Origin of the sequence: uncultured Bacteroides sp. (genome assembly GCF_905207245.1) — a bacterium.
Classification (GTDB): domain Bacteria; phylum Bacteroidota; class Bacteroidia; order Bacteroidales; family Bacteroidaceae; genus Bacteroides.
Genome location: NZ_CAJLKP010000014.1, coordinates 62292 through 85900, shown reverse-complemented (window position 1 = coordinate 85900; position 23609 = coordinate 62292). Strand labels below are relative to the sequence as shown.

Sequence of the window (23609 nt, the reverse complement as noted above, 5' to 3'; positions counted from 1 at the left end):
CATTTATTTAAGATGTTTCCTGTTCCAAAGCTCGATGATAAACTCCCGTCCGTCCTGTGTCCAGCGGCGTACGCCACCCATCTTGTACGACTTACCCTTGGCATTCGTCCAATAGTACGGTACTTCACACTGGAGTGCGGAGTGGAACCCCGGTACCACCCATTGTCCTTTCTCCTTGCGGATAATCCCCTCATCCTCAAGGAACCGGTTGAGCATACTGGGCGTTACCTGCAACTCATCGGCAATGGTGGTTGTCTTGAACCAGTCACGGTCTTCGATGAAACGGTTGTAGAACTCCACCTTGTGCCGGCTCTCCGCCAGTTGCTTCTGCTGGTTGGCAGCCAGCAACAGGGCTTCCTCAAAGGTCTTTGGAACCGGGAAGTTCTCCGCAGGCGCATCCGATTGCTCACCACGCGGATGATGAGCGGACGGTGCTTCGTGCAGTGAAACGGCGCCATGTGTCATCAGGTCACCGATACGCTCGTTGCACCAGATGGAGAACTCCGGGGATAGCTCCCGGGCGTATTCGACGGCTAACTCTTCCTGCATCCATGTCCCGCCGGCTGTTCCCCGGTTGGTAATCACCTGTTCATCCAGGGAGACTGACTTCCCTTCATTGACAAGTGAGTGGCGGAAGCGTTTCGTGGAAGCCTTATGCAACCATTCCGCCGGCTGTACGTCGAAGCATCTTGCCATGTTGGTGGCATTTATCATCGCCTTGCCGTTCGCTGTTTTGAAGGTTACCGGGTGATCCCCGTAGTTGAACACCACCGGCACCTCTTTCAGAACAGCTTCGATATCACTGTTCAGTCTGCCTGCCCATGTCTCCAGTTCCCCGCAAAGCTTTCTCATCTGCGAGTTTTCCTTCTTCACCAGATGCACGAGCTTGCGTATGTCACGGGGGACGATAGCCCACAGCGGCTTGACGCCCGTCAGGAAGACAATCTTCGTTGCGGACGGGCACAGGTCCATCGCTTCCTTCGTCTCCATCATCACCGGGCGCTTGATAATCTTACACAGGTCATACAGGCACAGCCATACGCGCCCGTCCTCTCTCGCTATTCTGACGGGGCGGTTTCTGAACTCCACCTCGTCGTATTTCAGTTGTTTGTCATTCATTTCCTATTTCCTTTCTTTTTTGGTTTGGGGGAATTTAGTTTATCCGCGATGGCCTGATATTTTTTCGCCATCACTTTACGGCTGTGGTAAGTCCTTTTCTCACCGCACAGCTTGTCATACTCGGCCAGTCTGAGATTATCCCAGTCTTCTTCCTCCAGCTTGACGTTATTGTTTTCGCGTCTGTAATAAAAACCTCCGGCGGAGATATACTTGCCTGAACAGGCGAACGAGACTGACTGTGGTTTGACATACGTCAATTTGGACGCACCCTGCATGGAGCCGACTCTGGATATAAATCTCCCTGTCCCGTCGAAAATCAGCACCCTTTGAGCCGACTTAAACGAGTTATTACCCATTTTCTTTATCTATTAAATTATAGTTGTTCCTTCGATAATCGGTCCTTAGCCATCAGGATTAAGAAGGTATCCGATAGGACGATACCCCTGAGTAACATGTCTGACATGCGCTCCATCATATACACCCCGAAGGCGGAGTCGATGTAAGCGACGAACAGCAGGGCTAAGGCATAATCAATTAATTGGTGCCCGTTCGGGGCGGTGATGAACATATCTTTATCGGAAAGTGAATATGCGTCACGGACGGCATCAATCCAATGTGCGAACGCCATCCTGAAACCTTGTACGGAATGTACGCCGGGGTCGCCTTTGTTCTTGATGTAAAGAAACGCGTCAAAATACTCGCATCCGTCTCCCCGCACCGTAAACAACAGTTCGGGAAATTCCCGGTAGCGAATTTCATACCGGGAAAAGTCTGATTTTACGTTAGTCATAATTGTAAAAATTATTATTTAAAAAATAACATCCTACAAATATATCTCTTTACTTGCTAAAAAAATCATCTTATAAATTGTCTGATTCTGATTACAGAGGTATTTAAAGCGATATTTCCGAACTTTTAAACGTTGTTTTTACAATCAATTTACTGTAAATATAAATTTTCTCTTAAAACATTGATTTACCTGTCGTATTTACAAAATCTACCTATCAATACTCATTTTGTAAAGAAAACTTTCAAAACCATTCTTCCCCTATACCTTGTTAAATAATTCTAAATCTATGCATGTAAACACAGAAGGCTCGTTTAACCGCGAGTTATTGGAAAGCATCTTCCGCACCTCGAAGAAAACCATACAGGAATATGTGCGTGAGATCGAACGCAACAACCGATACAAATCCGTCCGGGGAAACGTGGTACAGGGCACGGTGCTGGATGACCGCAGCCGTTTGATTGACCTTTACGACGCCTGCCTGCAACAGGACGCCCATATCCGCTCGGTGCTTGAGACACTGGAATCACAAATCCTCGGCGACCGCTATATGCTGGCCCGCATGAACGAGAAAGGAAAGTATGTCAAGGACGTGGAAGAGACGCGTAAAATCCAGGGCACCCAGTTTGACAAGATCATCCGGGGCATCGTGGAAGCCAAACTCTACGGCTACACCTTGCTTGAAATCATGCCGGAGGTTGATTCCCGCACGGGAAAGCTGGCGGAGGTGAACATCGTCGAGAGGCGTAACGTGCTTCCGGAGCAACGTACGGTCGTCAAGCGCCAGGGTATCTGGCTCCCGAACTGGAACCTGGACTCCCGAACTTACCGCCGGAATTATATCCTTATCAATTCCGGTGACTTAGGGCTTTTCTCGGCAACTACGCCCCTGATTCTTGCCAAGAAGTTCACCGTGGCGAACTACGTGAATTTCAGCCATACCTACGGGCAGCCCATCATTGTGGGAAAGAGTGTGTCGGAAAGCAACACCGACCGCAAAAGGCTGGCGAATGAGATTGCCAACGCCGCCCAGAACAAGGTCGTCGTTACAGGGTTGGAAGACGAAATCGAAATCAAGGCTTTCACCATGTCCAACTCGGAGAAAATCTACACCAGCCTGATCGAGTTCGTCAATAAAGAGGTAGCCAATCTGATTCTGGGTTCCGAATCCATGGCGGGCGGGATGCAGAGCTATGTCGGTTCCACCAAGGCGCATCAGGATATTTTCCGGGAGCGTATTGAAGTATATCGCCGCTACATCGAAAACATATTTAACGAAGAGGTCTTGCCGCGCCTGGTGGCAATGGGCTATATCAGGGACGGTCTGGAGTTCAAGTACTCCAACCGCATCGAGATGAATAACGAGGACCGCATCAAGCTCTACGGGCTGATTACCGACAAGTATGAAGTGGCTCCGGACGAAATCGAGAAAGAGTTCGGTATCATTGTGGGAAAGCAACTGAACCTACTGGAAATGGATATGGGAATGGACAAGGAGAAGAAAGGCAATACCCACGACAGGCACATCATGTCCGAGGAAGAGTATTATCGCAGGTACGGTCACGGACGAAGCAGCGACGTGGCGTCTTTTCTGATGGGGAGCGACTAAGCGGGAACCCGCTCCCCGACATGGAGAACGTATCCGCCGCCCGAATCGAGTTGAAAGAAGACGGGGCGAAGGAGGAATACCCGCTTATCCTTGCCGTCTTCCGTCGCCTGATGGATTCACTGGAAGACAGCGCCGAATCATGGCATATCATGGAAGAGATCATCATGCTGCGTACCGCTTCCCTTTACTCCCGCGTACTGGAAGGTCTGAAAATGGACTTTGACAGGGCGCTGGAACTATTGAGGAACCATAACGACTTCACCACTTTACAGGGCAAGGAGAAGCGGGACATATTGGTAGCCGCCATCGACAACCTTGTGGAGTTTGCAGCGGCAGAAGAATATGCCATGATGGATGATATTCTCAAATATTCAGAAGATGAAGGCTTTGAGGATTACGAAGGCATCTGTGAAAAGTATAACCTGACGTATGCGGAAACAGAAAACGAACAGGTACTGTTTGCTGCCGGAATAGCCGGATGGTGGATAGACCAGTCTTCCGATGCATTGATTACCTATATGACACAGGGTGACGAACGGGTGCGGGAGAGCCATCAGGTCCTCGAAGGGCTTACTTTCACTAAGAGCAATTTCCCCTCAGACCTTATCCCGCCTATTGACTGGAGATGCCGGTGCTACCTGCTTTCAGACGGCAATGAAGTTTTTGTTTCCGCTTCCCTGAAGACTGACGCTGATTACCGGAAGAAGGTTAATCCGGTCTTTGCGGAAAGCCTGGCAATGAAAGGCAGAATCTTCTCGGAATCTCACCCTTATTTTACTTCCGCCTTCAGAAAGAACCGGAAGGTACAGACAATCATACGAAAACTAAAAAACAAACTCCTATGTCGGAAATAAGCCTTGCAGAATTTTGTGCGCAGTGGGTCCCGGCGCCCGGCAGACAATCCCTGACGAGCCGGCTGGCTTACAACGCCTCGGAGTTCGCCACCACAGCCGGTGCCTTCTCCCGGCGTTTCTTCCGGATGTCCTTCGCACAGGGTGGGTTCTATGCCAGTGGCAACCGTTGGCAGACACGTACCTCCAAATGGGGCAAGAAGTTTACCCACCCCGTTATGATTGACACGGGCAAGCTGAAAGAGAGCATCGAGGGCGTTTTGAAAGACAAAGACCACGGCTCCCTGATGAAGATGCATGAGTTCGGCTTCAAAAGGCAGTATGTTTATGAGATAGAAACCAATGAAGAAAGCTTCGTGGAGAAAGGAAAGAGAGGGCGCAACAGGAAAGGCAAAGGGTATGCGGCCATTCACAACACCGATGAGAAGCTCACCCCTTATACCGTGAACCAATACTCCACCCGCAAGCCCGTCCAACGGCAGTTCATCGGTTTTTCCGACAGGCTGGATGACTATATCCATGAACATTACGTACCTATCATCTTCAAGAAATTCCCATGATAAAAGACAAAGAAACCAAGAAAGACACCACAGAGGTTATTCCCGTCGGAAAAGAGGTTGTTATCCCGGAAGAGGTATCGGAAAACCCTTTTGTGAATATGTACGAAGCGGTACGCCGGACCTTGCTCACCCTGCGTGAGAACCCGGAAAACCCTGTAAGTCCCCCTTACTTCAAAACAATCCGGATGGACAACGGGCAGTTTGAACGGATTATCCGCTCCGACAATATGGAATACGAGACGGCGTTCCCGGCTGTATTCATCCATTTTACCAACGTCCGCTATCTGGTGCAACAGCAACGGCTCGGGGAAGGCAGGGCGACGATGCGTATCAGGTTCATCCTGAACAATCTGAACAACAGTGATGACGGGATGGAGTGCGAGCCTTTCCGTATCTTCCAGCGTATCAATGTGGCTATTCAGGACGCTAAAAGTTACGAGCCTGCCCTGAACGAACGCTGCAACCTTCTATATTTCGACATGCCGACCACCTCGAATATGCTGCAAGCTTACTGGGTGGATTACGAGGTATGGTTCAGGGAGTCTTCCGCCTGGAAATACCGCAAATGGGTGGAGAGGTACGTGGTCATGCCACCATTCACCAACCACGATGACGCGCCGAAGCACGATGAAGAGAACCACGGTAACCACAAGACACCTGGCTACGGCGAGGTTTCCGGCTTTACAGGTGCCGGTGAAAGGTTGGAAAACAGATAATAAACTCTTTGTGCCTAATACTCCTATACTTGGAAAAAGCCTAAACTAAACCGACCTTAACCTGAACTATGAATATCAACGACCTTCAACTTGTTACCGGAGAAGCCAGGCCCGGCGAGGCGGCATCCATCCGGTTCTTCGGCAAGGTGACCGCCCAGTCCACGGCGCGGTTCAATGAAGAGTTCGAGTACCTCGAAACGGTCATCCGCCCGTCGCTTATCAGAGTGCTGATTAACAGCGAGGGCGGCTCCGTTTTGCACGGTATGACAACTTATGCCACCATTCAGAACTCCACCATAGACACCGAGTGTGTCATCGAGGGCATGGCGGCGAGCATGGGCTCGGTACTCTGGGCAGCCGGAAAACGCTCCCTGATGCGTGACTATTCTATTCTTATGATTCACAATCCGTTCTTGCCGTCAGCGGAAGAAGGAGAAGCCTCGGAGCTTGTCAAGGCGTTCACCCGGCAGATTGAAACGATTTACCGCAAACGTTTTTCCCTTACTGCCGAACAAGTGCAAAGTATCATGGCGGGGGAAACCGGGAAGGACGGTACCTACTTTGATGCATCACTGGCAGTCAGTGCCGGTATCATACCGGAAAAGAACATCCTGCACACCAGCCCCCAGCTCTGTGAGAAAGTAAAGAACAGCATTTCGGGGCTGGAAGACGCAGGGGATATCCAGAACGTAATGAGCAAAATAACCGCAGAAGCCGGTAACCATCCTACTCCTGCACAACAGAACATTAACCTGAATACTATGAACGAAGAAAGAACCATTCCTTTTGAACTGGGTGCGGTGGCGGCAAGCCTGGGCATCAAGGACAAATTCGAGGTAACGGATGTCATGTCGCGTATCTCCGCGCTGATGAACGTGGAAGCGTCCCTTACCGAGGCCAACCGTAAACTGACGGACGCGCAGACAGTGATTGCCGGCAAGGACGCCAGCATCGGCAACCTGCAAAAGGACCTGGCCGAGACGGTAGCCAAACTGAGCGTATTTGAAAAGAAAGAAGCCGATGAAAAGAAAGCGCGTATCGACAAGCTTGTCGAAGATGCCGTCACAGCGGGCAAGATTGAAAAAGAGAACAAGGAGCAATGGGTGGAAATGGCGGGCTCCAATTACGAACTGGCCGAAAAGACACTGGCATCCATCCCCGCCCGTGAGAAGATCACCCATGAGATTGCCACCGATCCGGACAATGTGCAGGCGGCTAAGACGGCAGCCAAGACAGCGGAAGAGAAGATGGCGGAAAAAGTGAACGCCGTTGTCGGTGAGAGCTTCGAGTTCAAGAAGATGTCCTGACAACCCATTATCCCATTAACCTAAACCTTAAAACTATAAAACATGGCAGAAGCAGCTAATACGGTTTCCTTTCTCCAGAACGGCTACAACGGTGAAGTACTCGAAGACTTGCTCACCTATACCGCGCAGGGAAACGATACCTTTAAAGAGGGGCTGATACACATCAAGAGCGGTATCCAGCACAAATACACCTTGCCCAGCATCCGTCTGGGCGATATCATCCAGGACAATGTTCCCACCCCCACCAGCAGTCACGGTGCCAAGGGCGAAAACGGGGAGAATGAGTACGAATTTACAGAGCGCTACCTGATTCCGCAGGATTTCATGGTGTATCTCGAATTTAACCCTCGCGACTACGAGAAGTATTGGAAATTCGCACAACCCGAAGGTAACCTCGTCTTCCGTGAGCTCGACCCGAAGATTCAGGCCACGATGCTGCGCCTACTGATTGACAAAAAGAATGAGTACATCGGTAACGCTATCTGGACAAGTGCCAAAGGCGGTTCAGCGGCAGCGGGGATTACCTGTCCGGCAGATTCCATCATCATCGGCAGGAACAAGGAGAAGTACTTTGACGGAGTGGTCAAGCGCATCATCGACAACATCAACGCCACCGACAAGGAAACCATCGCGGGCGGTCAGTGTGTGCTTGCGGGCAATACCGAACTTCCGGACGGGGCAGCCGTGGAAAAAGCGCTCTACGGTATGTGGAAGAAATGTCCCAAGCAGATCCGCAAGAAGGCCGGACTTACATTTGTAATGAATTTCGAACAGTGGGATGCATACGACCAGTATGTCAGTGACAAGATGGTGAAGTACTCCGAAAATACGGAAATCAACCGTTACCGCTTCAAGGGAAAACGCATCCTTCCGCTGGTAGGCATCCCCGAGCATACAATTGTCCTGGGAGAGTTCACTACCGGCATGGACTCGAACTTGTGGATGGGTGTGGATTACGCGAACGACACGGAAGTGTTGAAAGTGGACCGCCTGCAAAGCAACTCGGAGCTGTTCTTCTTCCAGATGCGTATGAAAATGGACGTGAACATCGTACGTCCCGCAGAGATTGTAGTACACACCGCTTACAAGAAGACGCCTACAGCCTGACAACCTTACTCTTAACTCTATGGCAGGGGAATAGGAATGACCTGTTCCCCTTTTTTAAAACCTTAAACCTTACCCTTGACTATGGCAAAACAAATCAAACCGGAAGGAGAACTTACCACCGTACAGGAACCGGAAGTAACCAAGCCGGAAACCGTAACCAAAAACGAACCCAAAACCGAACCCAAACCGGAGGCATACGTACTTTCCGTATTGCAGGCGTTTCCGAATTATGAGCAACTGTATGTAGACAAACAGGGCGGCGTCTATGCCCCGGACACACCGGAGCACCTGCGTGAAATGGCCACCCTCTACAAGAATCCTTATTTCATCCAACCTTAACCCTTAAATCTGAACATCCATGTTAGGAAACGTATATATCAAGGACACGGACGGCAATATCCCTTACACGGGGGCAACCGGCAACGAGAAAGTTACGGGGTTGCTGTTTGACGTGTCCCTGCAACCGGAACTCTTTACTGCCGGCTACGGGAAGAATAACGAGAACAACGTCAAACTCAACGACGTGCTTTATGTCACTAGCCGTAAATCGGCCATTAAAGATTTCGGTATCATCCAGCGGGTGAAGGCTACCGAAGACGAAGAGAACAACGTGAACTTCTTCCACGGCATCCCGTACTACCATATCTCCGAGTTCTTCCGTTTGTCGGGCAACATCGACGGCAACGGCAGGCTGTATGTGATGTTCGCCGACTGTTCCGCCGGCTGGGACGCGGTGGATATCATGCAGCGTGCGGCAGGCGGTACTATCAACCAGCTCGGCATCTGGACGGAACAGCCGCAATGGAAGCTTAACGGCGCCGAGGAAAAGTATAACCTGAACCTCGTCAAAGGTATCAATGACAAGGCGGTGGCTTTGGCAGAACAGAACCAGCCGCTTTCCGTCATCCTGGCAGCCAACTGTTCCAACACGGGTGCCGATACGGCGGAAGGTCTGAAAGTGGACCTGAATAAAATCCCGACCGCTATCTGTGAATCCAGCCGTACATCGGTCGTATTCGGGCAGGCACATTCAGAACCAGTGTCCACCATGCAGAAATGCAATAAGAACCATACGCCCGTAGGAGTTCTCGGTGCGGCACTCGGCTGTTTGGCACGCGCCAACGTACATGAGTCAATTGCCTGGGTGAAGCAGTTCAACCTGTTCAGTGACGACTTCCAGGCCATTGAGCTGGGCTTCGGTGACATCAACCAGACGGCGCAGGAAGAGTTCATCAGTACGAACCTGTATGAATCACTATCCCCCACACTGCTGGATGACCTGGACGAGAAAGGATACATCTTCCCGATCAAGTATGCCGGGCTGGAGAACGGGATTTACCTCTCCAAAGACCAGACCTGCTCCACGGGTGATTACCGGACGATTGCCCGGAACCGTACCATCAACAAGTCCCGCCGTGCCGTACGCGCCGCCTTGCTGCCTTATGTGAACGCTCCCTTGATGGTGAATCCGGCAACCGGACTGCTTGCACCTTCCAAGATTACCGCCTTCAGGACATTGATTTCCGACGTGCTTGCCAAGATGCAGACGGCACAGGAGATTTCCGGTTATGCGGTGACGATTGACGCCAACCAGAACGTGCTTCTCAATGACACGCTGCGTATCGGCTATGTGCTGGTTCCTGTGGGCGTGGCTACTAAAATCTATGTGGAAGAAGGCTTGTCCCTGACAACGAAATAACCTAACCTGAAAAACAAATACTATGGCAATAATCAATAACGTAGCCTATTCCTGGAGCATGATTACGCTCGCTTCCACCGCCCTTGGAATTGACGAGGGAAGCACGACACTCGAAGGTGTTTCCGGTATCAAGTGGAATAAAAAGAGGAAAATCGAATCAAACTACGGCATGGGCGGGCGGCCCGTGTCCCGTGGTTTCGGGAACCTTACCTATACGGCATCCATAACGATGGACTATGCCACCCAGCAGATGCTGCGCTCGACTTACGGCAGCTTGATGGACATCGGGGAATTCGACCTTATCATTTCCTTTGCCAACCCGATGGCATCGGATGACTGGACGACAACCACCGTAACACTGAAAGGCTGTATCTTTTCCGAGGATGCGATGGAGAGCCAGCAGGACGATACCAACATCACACACGAATATGACCTGAACCCTTTCGATATCGTTATCGGTTCGTGAAGTGTACTCTAACAGTATAATTAACCGCATCATTCAGGTGCGGTTTTATTTTTTCATAGGGCTTACCTTATGCATTTATACTTTATATGTAATCCCCTTCAATAAATTAAGTCTTAAGAAATATCTTAGTATACCCTAAAACGGATAAAAGAAATTTATTTATTTTATCTTGGACCCATTTGATAAATGATAAAAGACCTACTCCCAATAATCCGAAGATTAAGGACATGGCATTGAGAAATTCTGCATATTTTTCCCAGAAGAAAAACATAAGTATGATAATCACAGAAAGAATTAGAATGTAAATGACCTTACTTATTGCTTTTACTCTCTTTTGAAACAATGTGATAAAATCTCTCATGTTGGCAATTTCTTTATTATCCGGAAGACCTTTGGATATGATAATAATATCCATTGCCTTCATTGATAGACAAACCAAAAAATCATTCCGAGAAGAAAATAAATTTATATTATTTGAGATTCTACTATATAGGTCATCAAAATGTTCTACAGAAATAGCGAAATTTAAGAAATCTTGAAACACTATTACGATCTCATACAGATTGTCGTTACTTTGGAAATTATCATCTAAGATATTGGAAAATGTTTTATTAATACTTAGATGTTCTGCTTTTTTTGTAGTTCTCGCGCCTATTGCTTCTTTTATCCAGGTTCTATCTATTTTGTAACGGACGATGCCTAAAGTTAGTATGAATATCAAAAAGTCATCGTTTATCCATAAACTTTCACTCGATGGTTTTTTCCTCGAAAAATCATTGTAGAGTTCTTTAAAGTTCTGCTCATTATTATTTGAAAGAGAATTGATCAAACCAATGTAGGTAGCATCTACGCCTACTATATTATCAACGCAATGCTTGCCATTAAGCAAATCGAAAAACAATCTTATTTTCGGAATCTGCTGTATCTTATTCAGATATGAAACCCTGTTTTCTACAGAAACCATTTCTTTTGTTTTAGTTTGAAGTTTAGAATATCAGGCTGCCAACCGTTAACTTTGCGTAATCGTCCAAGCAAATTGGCAATTAAATCAGAATATAACATTGTCGCTGGAAGCTCTTTAGGAAGAAAACTTCTCCAAGACAAATATGTAAATGAAAATATTTGTTGAGAGATATACTGAATGTCAGTAAAAAGCATATCATTTAGTGCTGATTTGTCGAAATTCCCCTGCGGTGTTCTTATTTTGATTAATATAGGACTGCTTGCCCCATGTCGGTCTGTTTTTATCTCATTTGCACCTAACATTTGCACCAAACAAGAAGTTGAATCGAGAATAATATTCGCACCTCTTAATGGAGTGAATTCGCCTATCTTTTTATTTCCTTTTATAACTCCAGATTGAGAGGCTTCATATAATTTATATGGATGCTTCTTGCTTATGGTAACAAAAGCAAATTGAATTTTAAATTCAGGAAAAGAGTCCATGAGCTTACATATCACTTCAAATTCTATATTTTTTATTGGCTTGAAAATATGAAATATTAGCCTTATAGTATCATTATTCTTCCATCCCTGCAATTCTTGGAGATGCGTAAATGCGTCTTTTAAAGTTTTCAACAACTCATTAAAATATTCAGAATATGGAACATCTTTAGCTTTATTAGATAACAAATATTGCCCATCGCTTGAAAAGAATGTTGTTATTCCAACAACCCTGTTTTTTTCAGACCCTTTGAAGCTGTTATTTCGAATAATACTGTTTCCGATTCCGATAATTAATTCTCTATCAATGGAACGAGTAGAAGGTAAAACCCAAGGTGTGCCACCAAGTTTAGCATATATTTGTAATCCTATTGTATTTAATAAAGCATCGTTTGAATAACGCACTTTACTTTCTACGATAAACTGGAAAGGTATCTCAAGTGTAAGTAATTTAGCTTTGAGCCTATAATATGGATTCTCCTCAATTTTCATTTTTTTGAATGATTCGGGGATTTCCATAATTACCAAATCCGGTTTTGTATTCAATTGAGAAATAATATTATTATAACCAGTAAAATCGCAATTTAAAATATCAAATACCTCATAGGTTACATTATTTAAATCATATTTTTTCTGTATCCCTTTTTTAAACCATTGGGAATTGGGATCTCCATTTATTAGTTTTGCCAAAAATTCGGTAAAACTTCCTCTGTTTCTTTTTGCACATATACCAACAATATGAGGACTTTTACAGTCAAATGTGATTGCATCCCAAGGCCCAAAATTATTTAGTCCTACATCTGCATTTCTATTTTCTACTTTTGTGGCTGCATGGTCGAATATGAAAGGTGGGTTCTTTAATGTAAAACTACTTTCGGAATTAAATGGAGTTGATTCTACAGTGTAATAAAACCCGTCTGAATTTTTATAAGTTACCGTAGTTTTATCTTTATCATTATACGAAGAAATCAGTTGCGCTATTCTATTAATCTCTATTCTTTCAGTCCTATTATTAAGTCTACTCTGTTCATTAAATTTTACCTTATTGATTATAGTTTCACTTTGAGATTCACCCAATAAATGTGTAAGATAACTTTTTATGTTATAGTTCGTTTTTCTTAAAGTCAATTCATTCAAAGGAACTAAAATATCTCCCTCATTGGTTGAAACAATGGCGTTATCATTTTGCAGTTCTTTTATTTCACCAATAAATTCTTCATTTGCGGCCAAAACATCTTTTGATTCAGGCATTTCTTCTATTTTTAACACTTCAAGCCCAAGCAACTCAAGCCCTTCCTTATGTAAATCAGCACATTTTTTTGATAATCCCCAATGATAAGACGTATTTATTATAAAACCATATTGTTGCTGTTGATTTATATCAAACATCCGTAGCTGAATACTTATCTGCTTCCTATATGACAGAATATTTTGCATTGCATCTGGTAAATATGGATATACTAAATCATCAGAATTTACCCGTGAGAAAAAATTGAATGGATAGAAACTTGTTGGTTTTATATCTGGAAATCTATCTTTAAACACCCTGAAAAATATATGCTTAATAAGGCTACTTGTCACTCTCTCTGAAGAATTAATCTTTAATGTAACGGTTTCTCCCAATTCTATATTCGCATCAGAATTATTTGATATGTATATATAATCACCGTCCCTAAAGAAGGAATGTGATTTGTTATATTTATGTCTTAACTCTTTAAGAGTTTCATCAGAGTATTTTGTTCTTGATATTTGAAATTCTTCAAAATCAATATTAATAGGGTAGAAATTCAGCTCCATATTTTACAAAAATGTTTTTTGCAAAAATAGGAAATAATTGGCTGTTAACAGCAAATTCTATGATAAAAATGTCTATACTGTTATTATATATAATAGCAGATCTCAAATAGTTAAATAGTAGGACGATACAAAATCTTTTTATCACGAAAATGGGAGAGTAACTCTCATTATCCACCTATTCTCATAGTTTCCTCCTTTCTGACAATAAGAAGGCTACATAAGCCTTGTCGTAACTGGATGAGATATCCTTTCTTTGTCCAGTGGGTAAGGTTATTCCGGTCAAAATCGGATTGCCATGCATATATCTGATAGATATTGAAGCGTGTCAAATCAAATAGTTGTTCCTTGAATTCCCCAAAATCATCTTTTTATTACTATTGTGCAGCAAATATGATGCATTTTGGAAACGAATCAGAATATTGGGATATTTTTTCTATCCATGTCCAACCGATAAAACATCTATCTGCATTTTTTCTTTCATCGAAAATTTGCCGCTCCCATATTTTGCCCAGTCGAAAATACTATCATTCTTCATTGTGTTGTAGTATTCAAAGGATTCTTGTAATCAGCTTATCAAACCTATCCTTTGCCTGATTGTCTTTAACCGAAAAGACGCGGAAGTTCTTGGGAGTTGCAGTATGGAGGGGGAGCCGGTACATCCGCAAGTCAATTCACCCGAATTCAAACCTATTCCCCTATACTTGGAAAAGAACATTAACCAATTTACAACCAACTTTTATTATGGAAGACAAATCACTCACGCTCGAACTGGAAGCGCAGATCAAGGAAACAGCCGGCAAGCTCAAAGCGGAAAAGAAACTGAGAAAAATCTACCCGCTGGTCGTGTTCGGTGATACCGCCTGCGGGGAAAAAGAGGTATACGTGGCCTATATGTCGGAACCCACCTTTCCCCAATTCTCCAAGTTTATGGTCGCCTCCCGCAAGGACGAGGTAATGGCGATGAAAACGCTTGCCAAGGACTGTTTCGTCGATGGCGACAAGGAACTGGTAGACAATGAAAGCCTGTTCCTGTTCGGCCTGATGGGGCAGCTCACGGAAATCATCTCCACCCGCCAGAGCACGCTGGTAAATTTATAACCCGCTGGGAAGTACGTGACGACCACCGTATCCGGCAACGGCTGATTTATGTACGTCACTACTTTCCCGGCGTGAACCTGGAAGCCATTGATGACGAAGAATTTGCCATGCTCTCGGAAGAAGCCCTCTGGCTTCATAACCAGATGATGATAACCAAAGCCGCCAATGCCGCACTATCCGTTTAACCGACTTTTCATTCTTTACTGACTTTTCATTCTTTCATTTCCTTTGTTTTTCCCTGCCGTCACACAAGCGGCAGGGTTTTTCTTTTTTAATCATACGCTATCCTTTTCACCTATTCTTACCCGAACCTAACCTTGCATCCGTATTATGACCCAAATCAAAGATTACCAGGTAAATTACAGCATTAACGTCACCGCTACCGAAGGCGTGCAGGAAGTCGAGAAATTCGCCAAGGCGATGAAACAGCTCAGTGACGCCCGCAGCAATTTCATGCCGGCTGTCAATAGCGTCAATGACATGATGCAGCACATCGACAAAGTGTTCCGCCCCAAGGGCAGGAAGCGGGAATATACCTATAAGTTCGACATCGACACCAGTAAGAGCGAGAAGAAGCTGGGAAGCATCAAGGCGTTACTGACGGATATCAAGGAGCTCACAACCGGTATCAACGTGGTCATCAACGCCGGGCAGAAGCTCGACACCAACACCATCCGCTCACAGGCAAAGGCACTGGTGGGCAAGAAAGAACTGGAAGCGCAGAAGAGAAGCATCCGCAAGACCGCCTCACAGTCCCTGAAGACGGTCAATGAGAAACAGCGGGAGGTTACCGGTGTGATCGGCAAGATCAACTCCGCCCTTACCAGCCTGGAAGCCGGACGTGAAATCAATATCAGGACCGATGCGGCCAAAAACCGTCTGACGGAAATACTCGGCCTTCTCAGGCAGATTAAGACGGCATCCAATATCAATATGCCCTTCCAGATGGGTAGCGGCAAAGGAACATCTCCCGCCACTATACCCGCCAGCGCATTCCAGACCGGCTCCATCCTGACGGACAAGGTATGGCAGCGGCAGCAGAAACAGGTTGCCAAAGCCAGTGAGGCCCGCACGAGGCGGGAGATAGAAGCCCGGCAGGAGGCGGAATACCGACAGAACATACAGAAGAAGAAGGATGCTTTCAGGCGTACAAACGAGTGGCTGGAACGCAGGGCAAAAATTCAAGAATACTACGAACGAGCGAAGGTGGAACGTATCCTGCGGCAGGGAAGGGAAGAGGAACGCCGGCAAAAGCAGGAGGCTGCCGGGGCCGCCCGCCTGCAACGGGAACAGGAGCGCGAGCAGAAACGAAATGCCGCCGCTTCCGTACGGAATATCCAGAGGCAGGCCGCCGCAGGTGAAAGCGCCTATGGTGGCAAACGGCGTGCGGCCATCAACCGCCTCCAGTACTCCCGCCGTCCGTCCATCCGCAGCCTGCCACTGGTGAACATGTTCAATGCCTACATGGCATACGGGTTCATCAAGTCCGAACTTTCCTCCGCCGTGGATTACAGCAATATCATGGAGTCCGCCCGCAGTATCCTCAAAGTAGCGGACAGCGACCTCTCCACGTTCGAGACACGCTTCCAGCAAATGTCTTATAACGTGCGGAAAATCGGCGTGGATACCAAGTTCACCGCCGTGGAGATCGCTTCGGCAGCCAAATTCCTCGCCATGGCGGGAATGAACATCGCCACCATCAACGCCTCCATGCGGCCCATCAGCAACCTGGCGCTCATAGGTGACAACGATGTGGGGCTAATCGCCGACTTGACAACGAACATCATGTCCGGCTATAATATCCATAGCGGCAGCATGGGCACCGTGGCGGATATTATCACCTCCACCATCTCCCGTGCGAACGTGAACGTGGTCGAGATCGCGGAAAGCTTCAAGATGGCTGCCGGATACCTGAAGCTCTCCGGCGTGGACTTTTCCGAAGCGTCGGCGGCTATCGGTATCTTAGGCAATGCGGGCATGAAAGGCACGATGGCGGGAACCGCCCTGCGTGCGATGTCCACCCGCTTCGCCAAGCCTACCAAACAGGCGGAAGCCACGCTGGACAGGCTCGGTGTCAAGTTTACCCGGTTCACGGAGATAGCGGGCAAGAAAGTGGAGAAGCTCCGTCCGCTGGCGGAGATTTTCAAGGACCTTCACGATGCCGGGGCGAGTCTGGAAGATATGATTTCCATTTTCAGTAAAATCGGCGGCAACGCGGCGATGCAATTCGTGGTGAACTACGACAAGCTCCGGGTGCTCACCACTCAGAACCGTGCTTCACACGGCATATCCGACGAGCTGGCGCTTGTCAAGCAGAATACGACCAAGGGGCTATGGGCACAGGTGACATCCACCCTGACGGAAAGCTTCATGCAGGCGTATGAAGTCGTGGAACCCGTTATCAAAAGCATATTGAAGGACTTCCTGAGTAAGTTCAAGGCTCCGGAGTTTGCACGGGGCATCGCCTCTATCGGGCGGGCACTGTTGGATGTCTGTTCCGTGCTGGCTAACCTGGGTACATGGATGGCCCGCAACTTCCACTGGATAGAACCGCTATTGTTCACCGGTTTTGTCGCTACGAAGATATTCAAACTGGCGGGTGCGGTAACGAACCTGGGTGTGGCAATCGGCTGTATCGGCAAACAGTCCGTCATGTCTTCCACGCTCCAGCTTATCGCTTCCCTGACAGGTGGCGGTGGTGGTGTCAAGGCCTTGTCCTTTGCCGGCAAGCGCAGCATTGTCACCGCCCTGCGCGGGGCGGGAATCACAGGTAAAGGGGCCATGATGCAGGCACTTGCCTCTACCGGCATGGCAGGGATGGGCAGACTGACCGCACGCAGCGCCTTTACCTCCCTTTTCGCCAACCAGGTAGTTACCGGAACAGGCATCACGGGAGCCGCCGCCTCGTTGTCCGCCATGGGCGCAGGTGCGGTGGCCGCTACCGCGGGCATTGCCGCACTGGTCGGCGCGTTGGGATGGGTGGCGTATAAAACATGGCAGGTGAAGAAAGCCAAGGATGCCGTACTGGAAGAAGTCAATTCCAATGAGAAATACCGCTATCCTTCCATAGATGCCCTGCACAAGTCACTCCGGGATACTTATCTCCAGGCATTGAAGACCAAGGAGGCGGTGGCGAACGTGACGGAAGGCAAGACGCTGGAAGAGGAATCCGGGCAGAAGATCGGTGCGTTCACCGGTGAATGGTGGAGGGCGCTGCTCTCCGGCATGGCAGCCGCCCAGACACACTCGGCGCCCGATTATACGTATGACGACGCCTACCAGAAGAACGCGAAGGACGCTATCCACATCATTGCCCGCAAGAGCGGGCAGCAGCAGATCATTTCCGCTTACGCGGAGTTGGGCAAGCTCTCCAGCGCTCCGGAAGTAAGCGCATTTATAAAGAACATCGACCACAATTACAGGTATAACACCAAACTGTTGGACAAAAGCCTGTACACGGTAAGAAACGGGCAGGTGGTTTACAATCCCGGCATGGACAAGATTACCGCCCGCCAGGCCGCGCAGACCCCGCATTTTGCGGGCTACCAGAACACCGAGGTCGTGCGTTCCATCCGTGTCGGTGCGGAAAGTTACCTGGATGCCCTCCGGTCACAACCGGGTGCCATGCGCAGACTGCGGGAGAGCGGGTTCAGCTTTACCGAGCTCGGCAAGGAAGGGTTCTATATGAAGGACGGGAAATGGCAACAGAAAGAAGCCGGAAAAGACGCGACAGAGGAAGAGGTCAGCGACCTGTTAGCCGCCAAGGGGCGTGTACGGGGCAGGCTTATCGAAATGATGAAGACACTCCGGAAGAAATACGGCGGTAACGAGCAGATAGCGGAGAACATCATCCGGAAAGCAGGGTTCGACACGTCGCTCTATTCCAATGAACCGGGGTATAATGACAATCCCCTGGATACCCTGCGGGTAACTACCGACGGGGCGGATGATGGGATGGCCGGAGGAAATTACAGTGGGACAGGCAAGCTCTCATCTGCCGCACCCAAACAGGTCATCGTGCAAATAACCAATCTCTTGAGCGTGGGAACCATCGACCTGATGAAGTCCCCTGAAGGACAGCAGGGGGAGATAAAAGACCTGAAAGAACAACTGGCGCAAGCACTGATCGACGTGGTGCATGACTTCGACGCGTCGTGGAATGCATAATTATTCATAAATCAAAAAAACTAACTAATAATGAGCAGACTCATCAATATCGGTGTAAGCACCCTGCTAAGCGGCGGCATCATCGGCAGCGGCAGCGCGGAGAACTATGTCAGTGACGCCGCCCGCCGTACTCTGGGTATGGGCTTGTCGCAGTTTGCCGACGGGCAGGTGCAATACTTCAGCAAAGACAGGCAGATACTTAAACGGGCGCTGGTCCAGACCACTTCGCAGCTTGCCTACGGGATGCTGCGCTCTTATCCCAGGTACCTGAAATACTGGGAGCAGAAAGAGAGGGACAAGTACCTGCAAACCATGTCGCAGAGCAGCATCGCCAACAAGACGGGGCAATACTACCAGCTTATCAGCGAGCAGCAGGCGGTCGCCAAAAAGAAGAACTATTCGGATACAGTTGCCGGCAACATCGTTCCGGACTATCTGGAGCTTTCCGTCAGTGCCGAGGGGATGTATTTTGATGCCGGGACAAATAAAATCGAAACCAACTCCAAATACGGGCTGGTCACGTTTGCCGACCTACAGCCGCAGGTGCAGGTCAGCAGCAAGAATAACATCGTCCTGACTACCGTACAGGGACGGGATTATACCCGGAAGGAATTTATTTCCGGAGGTGACCTGGAAATAAATATCAGCGGCAAGATTACAAGCAAATACCCCGACGTGTACCCGGAAGCCGAAGTCAGCAAGTTCCTGAAACTGATGCAGTATAAGGGTGTGATCGAGTGCGACAATACCGTCCTGCGCCAGTTCAGAATCGAAAAGCTGATTGTGCTCAATTACTCCTTCCCGGCAAGCGACTGCCGCAATATCCAGCCTTATACGCTTTCCTGCGTGGCGGTGGAGCCTTCCGAAGCGGTGGAACTGAAACTGGCATCAGAAGAGAAGGTGGACACTGCCATCAAGCATACCAACAAGTGGATTAAACTGGTTCAGTTCGGAACCAAAGTCGTAGATCCTTCCTCACTCTTAACACTTACCAAACAATGGCTGTAAATACACTGGACGTACTATGCTGTAAAATAACCATCGGGGATGCGGACCCGGCTAACCCGATGGCGATTCAGGACCCGGTTGTACTGACCGAGGTACAGGAGATAGAGATCGTGGAAACCTATAAGAAGCTGACAGGAACCGCCAAGGTGATACTCCCCAAAGGGACGGTTTACCAAAGCACCATCATCGGCAATGCCACGTTGGAGGGCAACGATGCCTCACGCATCACCACGGAAGTGATGGAAGACGGAGTAATCATTGAAAAGAGAAGTTCACAGGCGGCTGTGGGAAAGGACACCTTTCACACCGGGCAGAGAATCAACATCAAGCTGGGCTACAACGGCATCCTGAAGAATATGTTTGACGGCTATGTCACCGCTTATAATTCCGACAGCCTGTTCGAACTCCGGTGCGAGAACATGGCATATAAGCTTAAACTCAAACAGACTCCCAAGTTCGAGACGCCGCTATCCACCAAGGTGAATGATGTATTGGGAGACAAATACAACCTGCTTAAAGATACGGGCTTTCAGATACACAGCGAAACCAAACGGTTTGACATCAATATCGGCAAGGTCAAGATTACGGATAACTTCACGGTCGCCGACGTGCTCAACGACTGGAGCAAATACAAGGTGTATTGCTTTTTGAAGTATGATGAGAACTCGCCCGATGCGATGCCCCGGATTGCCATAGGGCGTCCCTACTCATCGTCAAAGGCGCAACAGTCCTTTCCGGGAAGTGATAATACGATACCTTATAAGATATACTTCAATTACCATGTGGCGGAAAGCAACCTAAAAGTCCTGAAGGTGGACCCGAAGTTCCTCGCCGTTACCGCCAAGGCATTGGGAGCGGACGAGAAGTTCTTTGAAGTGACGGTACGCCTGAACCCCGACTATGATGCGGGCAAAGCCGGAAGCAAGGAGTTCCAGACCATCAATGCCACACAGATCAGCAAAAAGACACACAAAGTAACCGGTAATACGACGGCATCGGGAGCGGCTACCAAAACAAAGGTGGATTTGAGTACCTATACGGTAGTGCCTTATATGTCGCCGAACATGCGGATAGATTCGGATAAACTGGTGGAGGAAGCCATTGAATATTTCAGAAGCTATAACCTGAACGGGATAACCGGAAGCGTGACAATCTTCGGTGACTTCGGGCTGCCTTCCGCCGTTCAGGTGGAACTGATAGACGACCTGAACCCGAGCAAGAACGGGGTATATATCGTGGAAGAGGTAAAAACGATTTTCGGAACCAAGGGGTACAGGCAGGTTATAAAGTTGCCTTATAAAGTAAAAAAGTAAACAGAAAAATACAAAACAATGGAAAACACAAGTAACGGCAGCCGGCAAGTGATAGCCGAGGCCATACGGAAAATAGCATTAGGACGGAGTGTGGAACGTATCGACATGGCTCCCGGAGGAACAAGCGGCATCGGTACGGCGCGTATGATACATGGCTATGTCGCCAAAGTACATGACAATTCGGGTGACAGTGAATACGAAGAGTATGCCGGAACCATTGATGTGGGAGAGTTTCCGGACGAAACGGCATCTTCCGAACCGGTCATCCACAAAGGTGTATTGCTTGCCGGGCTTAAAGACAACTCCGGCGGGTTTCTGATAATCCCTACCTTGTTCTCGGACGTAACCATTGTAACGGATGCGGCGACTAAATATGCCTATGTGCTGAACTACTCCCACGCTAAAGTTATCCAACTCAGTTCCCATGACGAAACGGTTATCGGTGTGACTCAGACGGAAGAACTGGACGCGGGAAGCAATGACTCTCCCGATTATGACGAGCTGGAGAAGACGGGAAATGAAAGCTCCACCCGGTACACGGCGGAAAAGATAACCAGCATCGTAAAGAACAAGGATGGCAAGGAAGTTATACAGACTTTGGAACCGGAACTAATCAGTACAAAGGTAGACAAATCCGAAGTAACCCAGACAACCGGTAAGGTACAACAGAAAGTGGGAAGTACGACCGTTACCCTTGCCGACAAGAAGGTGGCACTCGGTGATGAGAACGCAACGGAACCGTTGGTATTGGGAAACCAGCTTGCACAGTTGATGCTGGAGTTCCTGACCGAGTGCAGCAAGATAACGACCCCTACACTGATGGGAACCATGCCCGCCGTCAATGTGCCGAATTTCGCTTCACTCATTTCCAAGATACAGAATTTTCTCTCTAAAACCTCCTATACCCAATGACAGAACTTTTACCCGGCATCGGGGAACTGGACAAGGACAGTCTTTGTCATGCCATCTATTCCCAGCTTTACCATAACTTTTTCAATGCGCAGGACGCCGGAACCATCACCGAAGGCGACCAGACTTCCATCCGTTTGCGCAACACGGCTTATAACTTTGCCAGTGCCATCGCCTCGGGCGTATCCGGTGAAGGCGGTGGAGAAAGTGGCGGTGTCCTTTTGGCTTTCCTGAAGAAAACAGGTGGCGATATGAGTGGGCTGTTACGGGCTAACAATGGCTTTGAAGCCGGCATAGCCAATGAACGCATCCTACATATATATAAGGTAGAACAAGAACGGGGTATCACCATTTCCGGCAACCTGAAAATCGGTGGAAATCTGTTTCTGAACGGTAAACAGGTGCTCCGTTATAATGCTGATACCCATACCGCAACATTGGAAAGCACACGGGTTGATTTCGGAAATTCCCTTCTGCACGCATCCGGTGAGCTTCTTATCGGAGAGGATAAAGAAACGGGCATCTACCTGACACCGGCACTGTTGCAGGTAGGTGGCAGGAATGTGTATCATGCGGGCAATGCCAACCGCACAGATGCTTCATGGAGTATGCTGGACGCCTTGGTTTCCGGCAAGCTTCAGGTAACGAGTACTGCGGATATACAAGGCGTCCTGACAGCAGAACAAGGGGTAAATCTGGGTGCAGCCGGCAAGACGGTACTTTCCATCCATTCCGATACGGCTGACCTTAGCGGCTACCTTTCCTTTTCCCAAGGGCATGGTATCAAAATCAGCGGTTCTCCCGTTCTTATCCGGCTGGATGAGAAAGATATCCAGCTTGCGGCAGCGGGCGGGGATTTATTGTTGGGTAGTGAAGATACGGTTAAAATCCGTTTGCAATCGGGTTTGTGGGATATTGACGGAGATACGATGTTAATCAGCAAGTACGGTGCCGCCTGCTTTCCCGGTTCACTTACCGTCAGGCATAACTACGGGGATGACCTGCTCACATCCTACCACAAGGATAAACAGGATGAAGGGATTGTCATTCATAAACGGTTGCGCTGGGGAAACTCTTCGGGTGCTTACCTGTATGGCAAAGACGATGCGCTTCATTTCGCTTCAAGGGTTTACCGCACAGACAGTGAGAACGGTCAGATGACCTCTTACCCTTATGAGACTGCCTTCTCGTTTGTCCCTTCCACCAGCCTTTACAAACGGCAGGACCGGCACTCCGACACCTTCTTTCTGGCTACGGATGCCGACTTCTTCGGCTTGGGTAAACCGCTCGAAGCATCCGGACATATCGGCATTGACGGTTCATTCACCCGGCTGGCGGACAAGACGCTATTCTTCAGCACAGAGAGTTATCTGCTTTCCGTAGCGAACGGCATCCGGCATTATGGGGATGCGTACTTCATGGGCGGTATCAGCAGTGAGTTTTTCTCTTCGGGTTTTGCGGGCTCCGGCTGGGCCATCCTGAAGAACAAGGCTACGGGCAGCATACAGGCTACCTTTGACGAGGTGGTCGTCCGCAGGAAAATGCGCGTCTATGAACTGGAAGTCCAGAAAAACAGCGCAACGAACGGCTCCCTATGGGTAACGGACAGTTGCAGCGGTGATACGGTCATACCACTTTAATTTAACCTTAAAC

Annotated in this window: 20 protein-coding genes; 15 read left to right on the top strand and 5 right to left on the bottom strand. The window is 48.3% G+C overall.

Annotation, left to right across the window (positions count from 1 at the left end; all coding sequences use genetic code 11):
* Positions 1-3 precede the first annotated feature (3 nt).
* From QZ135_RS06740 to QZ135_RS06730, 3 genes are read right to left on the bottom strand one after another with little or no spacing between them, the layout of a single operon-like run.
* Positions 4-1119, bottom strand: coding sequence for a KilA-N domain-containing protein (locus tag QZ135_RS06740; RefSeq protein ID WP_294607053.1), 1116 nt, complete (start codon positions 1117-1119; stop codon positions 4-6).
* Entirely contained in the window at positions 1116-1475 is a 360-nt protein-coding gene (locus QZ135_RS06735; RefSeq protein ID WP_294607050.1) for a hypothetical protein, read from the bottom strand. Before QZ135_RS06735 ends, QZ135_RS06740 begins: the two co-directional genes overlap by 4 nt.
* Before the next feature lie 17 nt (positions 1476-1492).
* The gene (locus QZ135_RS06730) at positions 1493-1909 is read right to left on the bottom strand and encodes a hypothetical protein (RefSeq protein WP_294607048.1); all 417 of its coding nucleotides are present in this window, start codon (positions 1907-1909) and stop codon (positions 1493-1495) included.
* Between the two features lie 286 nt (positions 1910-2195).
* On the opposite strand from QZ135_RS06730, the gene QZ135_RS06725 reads away from it, so the two are divergent.
* The 9 genes from QZ135_RS06725 (at position 2196) to QZ135_RS06685 (ending at position 10221) form a co-directional block, all read left to right on the top strand.
* Entirely contained in the window at positions 2196-3515 is a 1320-nt protein-coding gene (locus tag QZ135_RS06725; protein WP_308757819.1) for a DUF935 family protein, read from the top strand.
* 20 nt (positions 3516-3535) lie between these two features.
* Positions 3536-4369 carry a phage minor head protein gene (locus QZ135_RS06720; protein WP_294607044.1) on the top strand — a complete coding sequence of 278 codons (834 nt, stop codon included), beginning with the start codon at positions 3536-3538 and terminating at the stop codon, positions 4367-4369.
* Positions 4357-4926 (top strand): hypothetical protein, encoded by a 570-nt coding sequence (locus QZ135_RS06715; RefSeq protein WP_294607043.1) that lies wholly within the window; start codon positions 4357-4359, stop codon positions 4924-4926. Before QZ135_RS06720 ends, QZ135_RS06715 begins: the two co-directional genes overlap by 13 nt.
* Entirely contained in the window at positions 4923-5642 is a 720-nt protein-coding gene (locus tag QZ135_RS06710) for a hypothetical protein (RefSeq protein WP_294607041.1), read from the top strand. The genes QZ135_RS06715 and QZ135_RS06710 overlap by 4 nt, the downstream gene beginning before the upstream one ends.
* A gap of 68 nt (positions 5643-5710) precedes the next feature.
* Complete coding sequence (locus QZ135_RS06705) at positions 5711-6949, top strand: Clp protease ClpP (protein WP_294607040.1); 1239 nt, start codon at positions 5711-5713, stop codon at positions 6947-6949.
* A 42-nt stretch (positions 6950-6991) separates the two neighbouring features.
* On the top strand, positions 6992-8056 hold the full coding sequence (locus QZ135_RS06700; RefSeq protein ID WP_294607038.1) for a hypothetical protein: 1065 nt from the start codon (positions 6992-6994) through the stop codon (positions 8054-8056).
* An 81-nt stretch (positions 8057-8137) separates the two neighbouring features.
* Entirely contained in the window at positions 8138-8395 is a 258-nt protein-coding gene (locus QZ135_RS06695) for a hypothetical protein (RefSeq protein WP_294607036.1), read from the top strand.
* Positions 8396-8414: 19 nt separating this feature from the next.
* The gene (locus QZ135_RS06690) at positions 8415-9755 is read left to right on the top strand and encodes a DUF2586 family protein (RefSeq protein ID WP_294607034.1); all 1341 of its coding nucleotides are present in this window, start codon (positions 8415-8417) and stop codon (positions 9753-9755) included.
* A 22-nt stretch (positions 9756-9777) separates the two neighbouring features.
* Positions 9778-10221 (top strand): hypothetical protein, encoded by a 444-nt coding sequence (locus tag QZ135_RS06685; protein WP_287645948.1) that lies wholly within the window; start codon positions 9778-9780, stop codon positions 10219-10221.
* A gap of 106 nt (positions 10222-10327) precedes the next feature.
* Here the strand turns inward: QZ135_RS06685 and QZ135_RS06680 are convergent, their stop codons facing one another.
* Both QZ135_RS06680 and QZ135_RS06675 read right to left on the bottom strand, forming a co-directional pair.
* Positions 10328-11185, bottom strand: a complete 858-nt coding sequence (locus QZ135_RS06680) for a hypothetical protein (protein WP_294607031.1) — start codon at positions 11183-11185, stop codon at positions 10328-10330.
* Entirely contained in the window at positions 11173-13461 is a 2289-nt protein-coding gene (locus tag QZ135_RS06675; protein WP_294607029.1) for a Piwi domain-containing protein, read from the bottom strand. The genes QZ135_RS06680 and QZ135_RS06675 overlap by 13 nt, the downstream gene beginning before the upstream one ends.
* Before the next feature lie 741 nt (positions 13462-14202).
* On the opposite strand from QZ135_RS06675, the gene QZ135_RS06670 reads away from it, so the two are divergent.
* The 6 genes from QZ135_RS06670 (at position 14203) to QZ135_RS06645 (ending at position 23596) form a co-directional block, all read left to right on the top strand.
* The gene (locus tag QZ135_RS06670; protein ID WP_294607027.1) at positions 14203-14559 is read left to right on the top strand and encodes a hypothetical protein; all 357 of its coding nucleotides are present in this window, start codon (positions 14203-14205) and stop codon (positions 14557-14559) included.
* Between the two features lie 330 nt (positions 14560-14889).
* Positions 14890-18726, top strand: a complete 3837-nt coding sequence (locus QZ135_RS06665) for a phage tail tape measure protein (protein WP_294607025.1) — start codon at positions 14890-14892, stop codon at positions 18724-18726.
* A gap of 30 nt (positions 18727-18756) precedes the next feature.
* Positions 18757-19734 (top strand): DUF6046 domain-containing protein, encoded by a 978-nt coding sequence (locus QZ135_RS06660; protein WP_294607023.1) that lies wholly within the window; start codon positions 18757-18759, stop codon positions 19732-19734.
* Positions 19725-21047 (top strand): hypothetical protein, encoded by a 1323-nt coding sequence (locus tag QZ135_RS06655; protein ID WP_294607021.1) that lies wholly within the window; start codon positions 19725-19727, stop codon positions 21045-21047. Before QZ135_RS06660 ends, QZ135_RS06655 begins: the two co-directional genes overlap by 10 nt.
* A gap of 18 nt (positions 21048-21065) precedes the next feature.
* Entirely contained in the window at positions 21066-21959 is an 894-nt protein-coding gene (locus QZ135_RS06650) for a hypothetical protein (protein ID WP_294607020.1), read from the top strand.
* Entirely contained in the window at positions 21956-23596 is a 1641-nt protein-coding gene (locus QZ135_RS06645; RefSeq protein ID WP_294607018.1) for a hypothetical protein, read from the top strand. The genes QZ135_RS06650 and QZ135_RS06645 overlap by 4 nt, the downstream gene beginning before the upstream one ends.
* Positions 23597-23609: the final 13 nt, after the last annotated feature.

Bases quoted from the DNA above. Each gene is read 5' to 3' on its own strand.
- QZ135_RS06740 (WP_294607053.1), bottom strand. From the start codon at position 1,119: ATGAATGACAAACAACTGAAATACGACGAGGTGGAGTTCAGAAACCGC.
- QZ135_RS06735 (WP_294607050.1), bottom strand. From the start codon at position 1,475: ATGGGTAATAACTCGTTTAAGTCGGCTCAAAGGGTGCTGATTTTCGAC.
- QZ135_RS06730 (WP_294607048.1), bottom strand. From the start codon at position 1,909: ATGACTAACGTAAAATCAGACTTTTCCCGGTATGAAATTCGCTACCGG.
- QZ135_RS06725 (WP_308757819.1), top strand. From the start codon at position 2,196: ATGCATGTAAACACAGAAGGCTCGTTTAACCGCGAGTTATTGGAAAGC.
- QZ135_RS06720 (WP_294607044.1), top strand. From the start codon at position 3,536: ATGGAGAACGTATCCGCCGCCCGAATCGAGTTGAAAGAAGACGGGGCG.
- QZ135_RS06715 (WP_294607043.1), top strand. From the start codon at position 4,357: ATGTCGGAAATAAGCCTTGCAGAATTTTGTGCGCAGTGGGTCCCGGCG.
- QZ135_RS06710 (WP_294607041.1), top strand. From the start codon at position 4,923: ATGATAAAAGACAAAGAAACCAAGAAAGACACCACAGAGGTTATTCCC.
- QZ135_RS06705 (WP_294607040.1), top strand. From the start codon at position 5,711: ATGAATATCAACGACCTTCAACTTGTTACCGGAGAAGCCAGGCCCGGC.
- QZ135_RS06700 (WP_294607038.1), top strand. From the start codon at position 6,992: ATGGCAGAAGCAGCTAATACGGTTTCCTTTCTCCAGAACGGCTACAAC.
- QZ135_RS06695 (WP_294607036.1), top strand. From the start codon at position 8,138: ATGGCAAAACAAATCAAACCGGAAGGAGAACTTACCACCGTACAGGAA.
- QZ135_RS06690 (WP_294607034.1), top strand. From the start codon at position 8,415: ATGTTAGGAAACGTATATATCAAGGACACGGACGGCAATATCCCTTAC.
- QZ135_RS06685 (WP_287645948.1), top strand. From the start codon at position 9,778: ATGGCAATAATCAATAACGTAGCCTATTCCTGGAGCATGATTACGCTC.
- QZ135_RS06680 (WP_294607031.1), bottom strand. From the start codon at position 11,185: ATGGTTTCTGTAGAAAACAGGGTTTCATATCTGAATAAGATACAGCAG.
- QZ135_RS06675 (WP_294607029.1), bottom strand. From the start codon at position 13,461: ATGGAGCTGAATTTCTACCCTATTAATATTGATTTTGAAGAATTTCAA.
- QZ135_RS06670 (WP_294607027.1), top strand. From the start codon at position 14,203: ATGGAAGACAAATCACTCACGCTCGAACTGGAAGCGCAGATCAAGGAA.
- QZ135_RS06665 (WP_294607025.1), top strand. From the start codon at position 14,890: ATGACCCAAATCAAAGATTACCAGGTAAATTACAGCATTAACGTCACC.
- QZ135_RS06660 (WP_294607023.1), top strand. From the start codon at position 18,757: ATGAGCAGACTCATCAATATCGGTGTAAGCACCCTGCTAAGCGGCGGC.
- QZ135_RS06655 (WP_294607021.1), top strand. From the start codon at position 19,725: ATGGCTGTAAATACACTGGACGTACTATGCTGTAAAATAACCATCGGG.
- QZ135_RS06650 (WP_294607020.1), top strand. From the start codon at position 21,066: ATGGAAAACACAAGTAACGGCAGCCGGCAAGTGATAGCCGAGGCCATA.
- QZ135_RS06645 (WP_294607018.1), top strand. From the start codon at position 21,956: ATGACAGAACTTTTACCCGGCATCGGGGAACTGGACAAGGACAGTCTT.